Origin of the sequence: Achromobacter agilis, from assembly GCF_900496965.1 — a bacterium.
GTDB lineage: Bacteria > Pseudomonadota > Gammaproteobacteria > Burkholderiales > Burkholderiaceae_B > Achromobacter > Achromobacter agilis.
On record NZ_UFQB01000002.1, the window covers coordinates 337,282 to 349,254 of the forward strand.

Below are 11,973 nucleotides of genomic sequence, written 5' to 3' on the forward strand. Positions count from 1 at the left end.
CAGGCCGCCGCCAGCGGCGAACCCCCGCATGGGCCGCGGGCGCGCATGCGCAAGACCCTGCTGGACGCCGCGCAGCAATTGATGGCGCAGGGCATCACGCCCTCCGTCGCCGAGCTGGCCGAGCACGCCCGGGTCTCGCGTGCCACGGCCTATCGCTACTTCCCCAGCCAAAGCGCGCTGATCGCGGCGGTGGTGGACGAAAGCCTGGGGCCGATCCTGGCGTGGGATTCGGACGCGCCCGGCGCCGCCGCGCGTGTCGACGAATTGCTGCGCTTTGCCTATCCCCGGCTTGAATCGCACGAAGCGCCGCTGCGCGCGGCCATCATGGTGTCCCTGCAGCAGCACGCCGAGGCCAACGCCGGCAAGGCTGGCGCCGAGCCCAGGTTGGTGCGCGGCCATCGGGTCGACATCCTCAAGCGCGCCATCGCGCCGCTCGCCGCCGAACTCACGCCCGCCCAACAGGACCGCGTGGCTCAGGCCTTGTCGTTGGTCTACGGCACCGAAGTGTTCCTGGTGCTGAAAGACATCTGGAAGCTGGAGCTGCCCGAACTCACGGATGTGGCGCGCTGGACGGCCAAGGCCATCATCGCGCAGGCATTGGCCGAGGCGAAGGCCGGCAAGCGCTAGCGGCGGCGGCCCGCGCCGGCATCAGGCCATTGCCATCAGGCGCGCCGGCGCATACGGGCGGAAATCGCCCGGGCCGTGCGGCACAGCGGTTCCAGAAATTGCTCCACCATCTGGTCGGCCGACCGCACGCCCTGGATCCACACGATGTTCACGCATCCGTAGAGCCGCCCGGGCGCGGCCACGATAGGAACGGCGATGGCCTCCAGCCTATCGTTCTGGTCCTTGCGCGTCTTGTCGTAGTCGCCGCCGAAACGCTGCTCGCGCAGGCCGTAGCCCTGGCGGCGGGTCTGCTCCAGCAAATCGGCCACCGCCGCGCAATCGTGCGCCAGCGCGTCCCCCTCGCGGCGGCTGCGGCGCAGCGCCGCCAGGATTGAATCGCGCTCTTTCTCGGCGCAGAACGCCAGGTAGGCGCGCCCCACCGCGGACCGCAGCATATTGATCTGGAAGCCGATGTTGTCCCTGCGGATCGTGAAGTAGGACTGGCTGCGGTTGGTTTCGCGCACGATCATCGCGCTGCCGCGCCGCACGGTGAGGTCCGACGGCCAAAGCACCTCTGCCTGCAGCCGGTCCAGTTCGGGCGCCGCGCACTGGCCCAGCAGATCCAGCACCCGTGCCCGCCGGCTAGGCTCATTGAGCGTGCTGGCCGGGCAGAAGTAATCGTCGGCGATCCGCCGCCAGATCAGGCCGCGCAATTGCAGCGTGGCCAGGATGCGCAGCAGCGTGGCTTTGGCGTATCCGGTGCGCACATGCAATTCCTGCAGGCTCGCGCCCTGCGTGGCGCGCACCTCGTCCAGCACGATCAGGCCGCGCTCCAGCGCATCGATCGTCTTCACTTTCGGATTCCACCGGCTCATTCCACGCCCTTTTTCACCCAAGCCTGAATATTTCACTCAGTGAAACTCTAGCAAATCATGCTTGAGCCGCCCAGTCCCCCCGAAATATCGTGGCACCTATCGAAAGCCGTTGTGGCTGCCGGAACAGGACGAGAGGCGGGGATGAGCGGACAGGCTGCGCGCAATGTGCTCTGGATCATGTGCGACCAACTGCGTTGGGACTATCTGTCCTGCTATGGGCATCCGCGCCTGCGCACGCCCAACATCGATCGCCTGGCCGCCGAAGGCGTGCGTTTCGACAACGCCTTCGTGCAAGGCCCGGTCTGCGGCCCCTCGCGCATGTCCTACTACACCGGCCGCTACGTCACCAGCCACGGCGCGGTATGGAACTTCGTGCCCATGTCCGTCGGCGAAATGACGCTGGGCGACTACCTGCGCCCGCTGGGCGTGCGCGTGGCGGTCGCGGGCAAAACGCATATCGAGGCGGACCGGACCGGCATGCAGCGCCTGGGGATCGACCCCGCCAGCGCGGCCGGCGTCCTGGCGGCGGAAGGCGGGTTCGAGCCCTACGACCGCGACGACGGGATCTGGCCTCCGGGCTTCAGCGACGAGTCGCACCGCTACACGCAATACCTGCGCAAGCAAGGCTACGGCGGCGCCAATCCCTGGCACGACCACGCCAACTCGGCGCTGGGCGCGAGCGGTGAGATTCTCTCCGGCTGGAACATGCGCTATGCCGGCCTGCCCGCCCGCGTCGATGAGGCCGACGCCGAAACGCCCTACATGACCCGGCGCGCCATCGAGTTCATCGAGCAAAGCGGCGAGCAGCCCTGGGTGCTGCATCTTTCCTACATCAAGCCGCACTGGCCCTATGTCGCTCCCGCGCCCTATCACGCGATGTACTCGATCGACGACGTGCTGGCCGCGAAGCGGGTGCCCCGCGAACTGGAGAACGCGCACCCCGTGCTGCAAGGTTTCCGCCAGGCGGAGGTAAGCAGGAACTTCTCCTGCGACCACGTGCGCGAGACGGTCGTCCCCACCTATATGGGCCTGATCAAGCAGGTGGACGACCAGTTGGGCGTGCTGTTCGACTACCTGCGGCGCAGCGGCCGCGACCAGGACACGATGGTGATCTTCTGCAGCGACCACGGCGACTACCTGGGCGATCACTATCTGGGCGAAAAGGAGCTGTTCCACGATTGCGTGACCAAGGTGCCGCTGATCATCCGCCTGCCCGGCGCCGGCGCGCGGCGCGGCGCCGTGGAATCGCGGCTGGTGGAAGCAATAGACCTGGTCCCCACCATCCTGGACGCCATGGGCGCGGACATCCCCGACCACATCCTGGAAGGACGCTCCCTGCTGCCGCTGCTGCGCGGCGCCCAGCCCGCCGGCTGGCGCCCCGCCGTGTTCTCGGAAAACAACTATGCGTTCCGCGACTTCGTGCGCGAGCCGCTGGGCCGTCCCGCCGATGGCTGCCACACCATCATGGTGCGCGACCACGAATGGAAGTACGTCCATTTCGAAGGCCTGCGTCCGCAACTATTCAACTTGCGCGCCGACCCGGAGGAGTTCGACGACCTGGGCGCGGACCCCGCGCATGCCCCTATCCGGGAACGCTACCAGACCATGCTGTTCGACTGGCTGCGCAACCGCAAGATCCATCCCACCGTCAGCCACGCCGCCATGACGGAATGGACACGCAAGGAGGAATCGGCCGGCATCCATATCGGCAGGTGGTAGCGCAGCACGCCCGGACCAGGGCGTCTGGAAAATAATCAGGAGACAGCATGAAACCGCATTTACTTGCGCTGGCAGCCTGCATGGCCGCCAGCATGGCGTCGCACGCCCAGCCGAAAGAGGACTGGCCCACGCGCGCCATCCGCATCGTGGTCGCTTTTCCCGCGGGATCGCCGGGCGACACGGCGGCGCGCATCGTGGCCGACGCGGTGGGGCAGTCGCTCAAGCAACCGCTCATCATCGAGAACCGCCCTGGCGCGGGCGGCAATATCGGCGCGGAAGCGGTGGCCCGGTCGCCCGCCGACGGCTACACCTTCCTGGAGGCGCCCGACACCATCGTCACCATCAACCCCGCCATCTACCGCAAGCTCAATTTCAAGGCGGACGACCTGACGCCCGTGGTCGCGCTGGCGAACTTCAACCAGATGCTGGTGTGCTCGGCCTCGTCGGGCCTGCGCACGCTGGCGCAGCTGGACGCGCAGGCCAGGAAGACGCCCGGCGCGCTCAGCTACGCCTCCGGCGGCCAGGGCGTGCCCGGCCACCTGGCGATGGAGCTTTATCTGTCCGGCGCCGGCCTGAGCATCCTGCATGTCCCCTACAAGGGGCCGTCGCCCGCCACCCAGGATGTGCTGGCGGGACAGGTCCCCTGCGGCTATCTGGCGTCCCCCGTGGTCGCGCCCTATGTAGCGGCAGGCAAGCTCTACGGGCTGGCGGTATCCGGCGCCGAGCGTTCGGTCCAGGCGCCGAATGTGCCGACCATGCAGCAAGCGGGCGTGGCTGGCTACGACGCCACCTTTCGCGAAATGCTGTTCGCCCCCAAAGGCACGCCAGCCGGCATCGTGGCCCGCATGAATGAAGAAGTGGCGCGCGCGCTGGCGCTGCCGGAGGTTAAGCGGAAGCTGCAGGCCAACGACCTGGATCCCCTGCCCGAACCGCCCGACGCGACCGCGCGCCGCCTGCGCGAGGACGCCGCCAAATGGACGGGCGTCATCCGCAAGATCAACCTCAAGGTGGACTGATACGCCCGCCCCGCTCCCTCCGTCCGCGCCGTATCCGCCGCGGACGGCCTTACCGACACAGGAGGCATCATGAATACCGCAGCACCCAATACCGTCTTCGGCTCGCTGACGCACTACCGCAAGGGATCTATCGAGATCACGCAGGGCTCGCCCCGCCACTACGTCTTTTCCAACATCTTCGAGGTGGCCGCCAGCGCTGCGCCATACGAGAAAGTGGTGGTCGGCAAGAACCTGGAGTACGTCATCGAAACCCTGCGGGCCGAGGGCGTTTCCCCATGGTATGCCTGCAGCCATGACGAGTTCGTCATCCTGATGGACGGCCAGGCCGAAGTCGAATTCCTGGCCCTGGACCAGCCGCCCGCGGCCGCCGACGGCGCCGTGCCGGCGGGGCCGGCGCCCGCGGGCAAGCCCATGGGCCGTGTGCTGCTGGGCCGCGGGCATCAATGCCTGCTGCCGGCCGGCTGCGCCTACCGCTTCACGGCGCCCTATCCGGGCGTGCTGCTGATTCAGACCCGCGCCGGTGAACTGTCCGTCGAGAAATGGGCAGACATCTGCCTGCAATAGACCGCGCGCACCCACGCCCCCCCCTTTTCCTTCAGGAGTAACGACATGGCCATGCTGGACACCCCCGCGCCCACTCCCTCGTTCGCCGCCGGCAAAGTCACCGCCGGCGCTGCCGACGCCGCCACCGGCTACAAGCGCTTCGATCTCGGCGCGTTCACCTTCATCCGCGACGAATACTTCGTCAAGGTGCACTGGCCTTCCAAGGGCCAGACGCGCACCCACGCCATTGCGGCCGACGCCTTTCTGCGCGCCCTGATGCGCGACGTGGCGTGGGGCTTCTTCTACGGCTGGGTCAACTTCGATCACGTGTTCGGCACGCGCAACCACTACGGCAAGGTGGACGTCTACGCCGGTTCGTTCAACGGCGTAATGAAGGCCGCAGGCGTGGACTACACGGAGACATTCGACACCCCGCTCATCATGGCCACCTTCAAGGCGATGCTGCTCGACTGGACCAACGAAGGCTTCGATCCCTTCGCCGCCCCCGAGGAAACCGGCACCGCGTTCGGTCGCAAGCACGGCGACAACATCGCCGCCATCGAGCGCACACGCATCGCCACGCGGCGCATGCCGGGCCTGCCCGAAGACTCCCCGCTGCGCGATGACCTGCCGGTCAACCGGGCGTTCTCGGACGTGACCCAGGACGAGCCGCAGGTTCATGCCGAGCCGGGCTTCGAAGGATCGCTTCACGCCTTCAATCTGTTCAAGTATCTGTCGCGTTCGGACGTCACCTGGAACCCCTCCGTCACTTCCGTCTGCGGCGCCAGCCTGTTCTGCCCCACCACAGAAGAGTTCGTCCTGCCGGTCTTTCACGGCAATGACCGCGTGGAGTGGTTCCTGCAGCTGTCCGACGAGATCGTCTGGGACATCGGCGACAAGGACACCGGCGCGCCGCGGGCCCGCGTCACGATGCGCGCGGGGGACATCTGCGCCATGCCCGCCGACATCCGCCACCAGGGATATTCGACCAAGCGCTCGATGTTGCTGGTCTGGGAGAACGCGACCCCCGACCTGCCCCAGCGCTATGAAAGCGGCGAACTCCCGCCCTACCCGGTCGAGTTCTGAAGTCCCCAATCCTACTCGCAGCGAGTCCTCAACCATGCAGAACAAACTCTTCATCGACGGCCGCTTCGTGGACGCGGCCGCCCGCGGCACGATAGACGTGCTGAATCCGCACGACGGTTCCCTCATCACCGCCATCGCCGCCGCCGAGGCGCAAGACGTGGACCGCGCGGTGCAGGCCGCCCAACGCGCGTTTCCCGCCTGGTCGCGGATGGGGGCCGCCGAACGCGGACGCCTTCTGCTCAAGCTGGCCGACCTCATCGAAGCCAACGCCGAGGAGCTGGCGCAACTTGAAACGCTGGACACCGGGCACCCGATCCGCGACACGCGCGGCCTGGACGTGCCGCGCACCGCCGGCTGCTTCCGCTATTTCGGCGGCATGGCCGACAAGCTGCAGGGCAGCGTCATCCCCGTCGAGGCCGGCTTCCTGAACTACGTGCAGCGCGCGCCCATCGGCGTCGTGGGCCAGATCGTGCCGTGGAATTTTCCCCTGATGTTCACCAGCTGGAAACTGGGGCCCGCGCTGGCCGCCGGCAACACGGTGGTGCTCAAGCCGTCGGAGCTAACCCCGCTGTCGACCCTGCGCGTCGCCGAGCTGATGGCCGAGGCAGGCTTTCCCGACGGCGTCGTGAATATGGTTCCGGGCTACGGCCACACCGCGGGCCAGCGGCTTGCCGAGCATCCGGACGTGGGCAAGATCGCCTTCACAGGCTCGACTGCCACCGGCCGCCGCATCGTCGAGGCGTCCAAGGGAAATCTCAAACGCGTGCAGCTGGAACTGGGCGGCAAGGGCGCCAACATCGTGTTCGACGACGCCAATCTCGACGCCGCCGTCAACGGCGCCGCCTGGGCCATCTTCCACAACCAGGGACAGGCCTGCATCGCGGGCTCCCGGCTGATGCTGCACGACAGGATCGCCGATGCGTTCCTCGAGCGCTTCACGGCGCTGGCGAACTCCATCCGCCTGGGCGATCCCCGTTCCCCCGATACGGAAATGGGTCCGCTGACCTCGGCCCAGCACCGCGACAAGGTGTTGTCCTACGTGAGCATCGCCGCCGAACAGGGCGCGCGCGTGCTGGCTGGCGGCAACGCGCCCGGCGGCGAGCTGTCCGCCGGCTACTACGTCGCCCCCACCATCGTGGAAGCCGGGCCCCGGGACCGGGTCGCGCAAGAGGAAGTGTTCGGCCCCTTTGTCACCGTGCTGCGCTTTGGCAGCGACGACGAAGCGCTGGCCATCGCCAACGCGACCGACTACGGGCTGGGCAGCGGCCTGTGGACGCGCGACCTGGCGCGCGCCCACAAACTGGCAGGCGCCATCCATGCGGGCATGTGCTGGATCAACTGCTACAAGCGGGTCAATCCCGGCAGCCCCTTCGGCGGCGTGGGCCAGTCGGGCTACGGACGCGAAATGGGCTTCGAAGCCATGCATGACTACACTGAAGCCAGGTCCGTGTGGGTCAATGTGGACGCCGCCATGCCGCCGCATTTCAAGCGCTGAGGAACCGCCATGAATACCGCCATTCAAAACGCCGAAACCGCCTTGACCGACACGGTCGCCGCGGCCTTTGCCCCGACGCCTGATCCACGACTGCGGCAGTTGATGCAGTCGCTGGTGCGGCATCTGCACGCCTTCGTTGCAGACGTCGAGCCCACCGAGGCCGAATGGATGGCGGCGATCCGGTTCCTGACCGAAACGGGCCAGATCTGCGACGGCGCCGTGCGGCAGGAGTTCATCCTGCTGTCCGACACGCTGGGCGTTTCGATGCTGGTGGATGCCATCAATCACCGCAAACCGGGACAGGCCACCGAAAGCACGGTGTTCGGTCCCTTCTACATGGCCGGAATGCCGGAGCGCGAGACGGGCGAAAACATGGCGCTCACGCCGGGCGAGCCGGCGCTGGTGCACGGGTACGTCCGGGATACCGAAGGCCGGCCGCTGGCGGGCGCCGTCCTCGACGTCTGGCAAACGGCGGCCAACGGCATGTATTCGGGCCAGGACTCCGCCCAGCCCCACGGTAATCTGCGCGGCCGCTACCGTAGTGGCGCAGACGGCGCTTTCGCGATCCGCACCATCCTGCCAGTGTCCTATCCGATCCCCGGCGACGGGCCGGTCGGCCGCATGATGGCGGCCACCGGCAGGCACATCTTCCGCCCCGCGCACCTGCATTTCATGATCGACGCGCCGGGGCACCAAAGGCTGGTCACCCATCTGTTCAACGCCGAAGATCCATATCTCGCATCGGACGCGGTGTTCGGCGTGAAGCCGTCGCTGGTCCTGCAATACAGCCGGCAAGGCGCGGACTCTCCCCTGGCCAAGCGCTTCGGATTCGATTCTGACTTTCACGAGGGCCTGTATGACTTCGTGCTGCCCCGAGCCTGACCCCGGCGCAGCGCTCTGCCGCGTCGAGGACATCCCCGATGGCGGATCCCTGACGATGTCCGTCGCCGCGCGGCCGGTGATCCTGCTGCGGCGGGGCGAGGCGGTCTGGGGCTACCTAAACCGCTGCCCGCACTTCTCCGTCAAGCTGGACACCGCCCACGGCGCGGTCCTGACCTATGAGGGGCAGGTGCTGATGTGCGCCCATCACTCGGCCCTGTTCCGCTTCGAGGACGGACGGTGCATCGAAGGCCCCTGCCAGGGCGCGGCATTGGATCCCCAGCCCCTGCGCGTGGCCGGCGGCCGCGTCTACGCGGCGGACTCGGATCCACGCGGCACGTGGGTGTTGCCGCGCACGCCCGCTTCTTGCGCAATGAAGAACCACGGCCCCTAGCGAGCGCCTGCCGGCTTGGACGCCCCGCGAGGCTTCACCGCGCTTCCAGGCTTGCCGTCCGCCGCGCCATGCTGCGAGACGAAAAGATTGCGGACGTGCTGCCACGCATCGTCCAGATGAACCTTCATGCAGGCCTGCGCGGCCTGCGCGTCGCGCCGCGCCAAGGCGTCCAGGATGGGCTGATGCGTGGCCGCCACCATTTCCGGGTCCTGGTACACGTTGTCGATCAGCGAAATGATCATGCGCATCTCGGTCTGGGTGCTGGAGAACAGGCGCAGCAGGTACGCGTTGCCCGACAGCTCGCAGATCAGCGTATGGAAACTCAGGTCCAGCTCGATGCGCCGGTGCTGCGGCGCATCGGCCGCTTCGGCAATCATCAGCGCCAGCAGTCCGCTCAGGCGCGCCATGCCGGCCGCATCCGCGTGTTCGCAGGCAGCGGCCACGGCGGTCAGTTCCAGGCTCAGGCGGACCTGGAACAGGTCGTCGATCTCGCGCACCGACATCTCGCGCACGAAAAAGCCGCGGCGCGGCTTGGATACCAGGATGCCCTGCCGCTCCAGGCGCCGCGACGCCTCGCGCACCGGCGCGCGGCTGATCGCCATCTGCCGCGCGATCTCGGCTTCGACCACTCGGCTGCCTGGCGGCAGGCGCCCTTGCACGATGGCCTGGGTCAGCCGGTCTTCGACCACGCCGACCAGGTCGGGAACGTTGACGGATTCGAAAGGACTGGCGGCGGCCGGGGTCTCGGGCATGGCGTGTTCTCAATCTGAGGTGAGGAAAAGCGGACAGGCGTCAGCTATATAGCACCCCGCTATTTTGGAGCATATCAGTGTTACTGCTAACTGTCGACAGTTGACTATCGACGCATAATGCCTCGCATCCGGTCCGCCATCGCGGCCGAACTCGACCAAGGAACGCATTGAATGGTTAATTCCCTCGACTCCGCGCCGGAATCCATGAGTGCGGCGGAGTGGCAGACCCGCCAGGACCTCGCCGCCTGCTATCGGCTGACCGCCCATTTCGGCATGGACGACAGCATCTACACCCATATTTCGGCGCGGGTGCCTGGCGAGGAAGGCGCCTTCCTGATCAACCCCTACGGCCACCTGTTCCGCGACATCACGGCGGATTCGCTGGTGAAGGTCGGCATGGACGGCACGGCAGTGGCGCCCACCGCCTACGACGTGAATCCGGCGGGCTTCACCATCCACAGCGCGGTGCACATGGGGCGCCCCGAAGTGGGCTGCGTGCTGCACACCCATACCGTCGCCGGCGTGGCGGTCTCGTCGCTGGCCTGCGGCTTGCAGCCGGTGAACCAGTGGGCGCTGCAGTTCTACAACCGCGTCGCGTACCACGACTACGAAGGCATCGCCCTGGACCTGGACGAACGCGAACGGCTGGTCGCCGACCTGGGCCAGCACAAGGCCATGATCCTGCGCAACCATGGCCTGCTGACCATCGGCGCCACCGTCGCCGAAGCGTTCATTCTCATGCTCAACCTGGACCGCGCCTGCCGGGTCCAGCTCGCGATCCAGTCGACGGGCCAGGCGACCTATCCGGTCAGTCCGCAAGTCAGCGAGAGAACCGCGCGCCAATACGCCAGCGGCGACACCAACCGCCTGCCCGGTTCCGCAGACCCCAGCGAACGCGAATGGCGCGCGCTGCTCAAGCTGGTGCCCCCGCTATCCAGCGCTCCCGCGGCACCGCGCGCCTGAGCCGCCCGCGTTGCCCTTTCTTGCCGCCCCGGCCCGACACCAGGAGAACCACATGAATCGTCGCGACTTTCTGATCGCCAGTGCTGCCACGGCTGGATGGTGGAGCGGCAGCGCCGCCCTGCCCGCATGGGCCGCGGCCGCCCGCAATGGCGTGCTGAACATCGCCGTGCAGCCGGAGCCGCCCGGGCTCATGCTGGGCATCATCCAGAACGGCCCGACCCAGATGATCGGGGGCAACATCTATGAAGGCCTGCTGCGCTACGACGAAAAATTGGAGCCCATGCCGGGCCTGGCGGCCTCCTGGACCGTGAACGACGCGGCCACCGTGTACACCTTCAAGCTGAAGGAAGGCGTGCTGTGGCATGACGGCAAACCCTTCGACGCGCACGACGTGGTGTTCAGCGTCGACCAATTCCTGCGCAAGACCCACGCGCGCCTGCGCGCCGGCCTGGCCTTCGTGGACAGCATCAAAGCGCTGGATGGCCACACGGTGGAATTCCGTCTGCCGCGCCCTTTCGCCCCGTTCCTGGGACTGTTCGAGGTGGGCACCATGCCCATGGTGCCGCGCCACCTCTACGAAGGCACCGACTTCCAGAACAATCCGGCGAACAACACGCCCATCGGCACCGGCCCCTACAAGTTCAAGGAATGGCGCCGCGGCTCGTTCATCCAGCTGGTGCGCAACGAGCAGTACCACGAACCCGCCGTGCCCAACGTGGAAACCCTGTACTTCCACGTGATCCCCGACGCGGCCTCGCGCTCTGCGGCCTTCGAGTCCGGCAAGCTGGACGTACTGCCCGGCGGCACCGTCGAATACTTCGACATCGAGCGCCTAAAGGCGCTGCCCAACGTGGAGGTCACCACCAAGGGCTGGGAGTTCTTCGGCCCCCACTCCTTCATGTGGCTGAACAACCGCAACCCCGTGCTGGCCGACGTGCGGGTGCGCCGCGCCATCATGTACGCGCTGGACCGCGAAGCCATGCGCAACGTGGCCTGGTACGGCTTCGGCAAGGTCGCCACGGGTCCGTTCAACAGTACGGTGCGTTATCACACCGATGAGGTGACCAAGTATCCGCGCGACCTGTCCCGCGCCAGGCAACTGCTCAAGGAAGCCGGCTACAAGGGCCAGACCCTGCGCCTGCTGCCGCTGCCCTATGGCGAAACCTGGCAGCGCTTTGCCGAAATCGCGCGGCAGAATCTGGCCGAGGCCGGCATCAAGCTGGAGATGACCGCCACCGACGTCGCAGGCTGGAGCGAAAAGACCGCCAACTGGGACTACGACATCGCCTTCTGCTACCTCTACCAGTACGGCGACGCCGCGCTCGGCGTCAGCCGCAACTACCTCACGTCCACCATCGCCAAGGGTTCGCCCTGGAACAACGTCGAGGGTTACAGCAATCCCAAGGTCGACGATCTGTTCGAACGCGGCTCGCGCGAGGCGGATCCGGAAGCGCGCCGCCGCCTGTACGAGGAAGTGCAGCGCCTGCTGGTAGACGACGTGCCCGTGGCCTGGCTGCTGGAGCTGCAGTTCCCCACCCTGTACCGCAACAACATCAAGAACCTGATCAATTCAGGCATAGGTTTGAACGACAGTCTGGCGCGCGCCACGCTGGCCTGATCGCGGCAATCCAGTCAGGGGGAACGC

Annotated in this window: 12 protein-coding genes; 10 read left to right on the plus strand and 2 right to left on the minus strand. The window is 67.1% G+C overall.

What is annotated here, in order from left to right:
* Positions 1–45 precede the first annotated feature (45 nt).
* Complete coding sequence (locus AGI3411_RS03760) at positions 46–627, plus strand: TetR/AcrR family transcriptional regulator (protein WP_129526071.1); 582 nt, start codon at positions 46–48, stop codon at positions 625–627.
* A gap of 35 nt (positions 628–662) precedes the next feature.
* Here AGI3411_RS03760 and AGI3411_RS03765 read toward each other — a convergent pair whose 3' ends face one another.
* Positions 663–1,460: an IclR family transcriptional regulator domain-containing protein gene (locus AGI3411_RS03765; RefSeq protein ID WP_165359050.1), complete on the minus strand. Its 798-nt coding sequence runs from the start codon at positions 1,458–1,460 to the stop codon at positions 663–665.
* A 162-nt stretch (positions 1,461–1,622) separates the two neighbouring features.
* Here AGI3411_RS03765 and AGI3411_RS03770 point away from each other — a divergent pair, with 162 nt between their 5' ends.
* The 7 genes from AGI3411_RS03770 (at position 1,623) to AGI3411_RS03800 (ending at position 8,613) form a co-directional block, all read left to right on the plus strand.
* Positions 1,623–3,200 carry an alkaline phosphatase family protein gene (locus AGI3411_RS03770; RefSeq protein ID WP_129526073.1) on the plus strand — a complete coding sequence of 526 codons (1,578 nt, stop codon included), beginning with the start codon at positions 1,623–1,625 and terminating at the stop codon, positions 3,198–3,200.
* Between the two features lie 47 nt (positions 3,201–3,247).
* A complete protein-coding gene (locus AGI3411_RS03775) occupies positions 3,248–4,216 on the plus strand; it encodes a tripartite tricarboxylate transporter substrate binding protein (protein ID WP_129526074.1) in 969 nt (322 codons plus the stop codon).
* A 69-nt stretch (positions 4,217–4,285) separates the two neighbouring features.
* Positions 4,286–4,780: a cupin domain-containing protein gene (locus AGI3411_RS03780; protein ID WP_129526075.1), complete on the plus strand. Its 495-nt coding sequence runs from the start codon at positions 4,286–4,288 to the stop codon at positions 4,778–4,780.
* A gap of 45 nt (positions 4,781–4,825) precedes the next feature.
* Positions 4,826–5,845 (plus strand): hydroxyquinol 1,2-dioxygenase, encoded by a 1,020-nt coding sequence (locus tag AGI3411_RS03785; RefSeq protein ID WP_129526076.1) that lies wholly within the window; start codon positions 4,826–4,828, stop codon positions 5,843–5,845.
* Between the two features lie 34 nt (positions 5,846–5,879).
* Positions 5,880–7,340 carry an aldehyde dehydrogenase family protein gene (locus AGI3411_RS03790; protein WP_129526077.1) on the plus strand — a complete coding sequence of 487 codons (1,461 nt, stop codon included), beginning with the start codon at positions 5,880–5,882 and terminating at the stop codon, positions 7,338–7,340.
* Positions 7,341–7,349: 9 nt separating this feature from the next.
* Positions 7,350–8,222: an intradiol ring-cleavage dioxygenase gene (locus tag AGI3411_RS03795; protein ID WP_129526078.1), complete on the plus strand. Its 873-nt coding sequence runs from the start codon at positions 7,350–7,352 to the stop codon at positions 8,220–8,222.
* Positions 8,197–8,613: a Rieske (2Fe-2S) protein gene (locus AGI3411_RS03800; protein WP_129526079.1), complete on the plus strand. Its 417-nt coding sequence runs from the start codon at positions 8,197–8,199 to the stop codon at positions 8,611–8,613. The genes AGI3411_RS03795 and AGI3411_RS03800 overlap by 26 nt, the downstream gene beginning before the upstream one ends.
* On the opposite strand, the gene AGI3411_RS03805 is transcribed toward AGI3411_RS03800, so the two are convergent.
* On the minus strand, positions 8,610–9,365 hold the full coding sequence (locus tag AGI3411_RS03805; RefSeq protein ID WP_129526080.1) for a GntR family transcriptional regulator: 756 nt from the start codon (positions 9,363–9,365) through the stop codon (positions 8,610–8,612). The genes AGI3411_RS03800 and AGI3411_RS03805 overlap by 4 nt on opposite strands.
* A 171-nt stretch (positions 9,366–9,536) precedes the next feature.
* On the opposite strand from AGI3411_RS03805, the gene AGI3411_RS03810 reads away from it, so the two are divergent.
* Together AGI3411_RS03810 and AGI3411_RS03815 are read left to right on the plus strand one after the other, a co-directional pair.
* On the plus strand, positions 9,537–10,328 hold the full coding sequence (locus tag AGI3411_RS03810) for a class II aldolase/adducin family protein (protein ID WP_244240240.1): 792 nt from the start codon (positions 9,537–9,539) through the stop codon (positions 10,326–10,328).
* Between the two features lie 52 nt (positions 10,329–10,380).
* Entirely contained in the window at positions 10,381–11,946 is a 1,566-nt protein-coding gene (locus AGI3411_RS03815; RefSeq protein ID WP_129526081.1) for an ABC transporter substrate-binding protein, read from the plus strand.
* Positions 11,947–11,973 lie beyond the last annotated feature (27 nt).

Bases quoted from the DNA above. Each gene is read 5' to 3' on its own strand.
- AGI3411_RS03790 (WP_129526077.1), top strand. From the start codon at position 5,880: ATGCAGAACAAACTCTTCATCGACGGCCGCTTCGTGGACGCGGCCGCC.
- AGI3411_RS03785 (WP_129526076.1), top strand. From the start codon at position 4,826: ATGGCCATGCTGGACACCCCCGCGCCCACTCCCTCGTTCGCCGCCGGC.
- AGI3411_RS03795 (WP_129526078.1), top strand. From the start codon at position 7,350: ATGAATACCGCCATTCAAAACGCCGAAACCGCCTTGACCGACACGGTC.
- AGI3411_RS03775 (WP_129526074.1), top strand. From the start codon at position 3,248: ATGAAACCGCATTTACTTGCGCTGGCAGCCTGCATGGCCGCCAGCATG.
- AGI3411_RS03760 (WP_129526071.1), top strand. From the start codon at position 46: ATGCGCAAGACCCTGCTGGACGCCGCGCAGCAATTGATGGCGCAGGGC.
- AGI3411_RS03780 (WP_129526075.1), top strand. From the start codon at position 4,286: ATGAATACCGCAGCACCCAATACCGTCTTCGGCTCGCTGACGCACTAC.
- AGI3411_RS03770 (WP_129526073.1), top strand. From the start codon at position 1,623: ATGAGCGGACAGGCTGCGCGCAATGTGCTCTGGATCATGTGCGACCAA.
- AGI3411_RS03805 (WP_129526080.1), bottom strand. From the start codon at position 9,365: ATGCCCGAGACCCCGGCCGCCGCCAGTCCTTTCGAATCCGTCAACGTT.
- AGI3411_RS03810 (WP_244240240.1), top strand. From the start codon at position 9,537: ATGGTTAATTCCCTCGACTCCGCGCCGGAATCCATGAGTGCGGCGGAG.
- AGI3411_RS03800 (WP_129526079.1), top strand. From the start codon at position 8,197: ATGACTTCGTGCTGCCCCGAGCCTGACCCCGGCGCAGCGCTCTGCCGC.
- AGI3411_RS03815 (WP_129526081.1), top strand. From the start codon at position 10,381: ATGAATCGTCGCGACTTTCTGATCGCCAGTGCTGCCACGGCTGGATGG.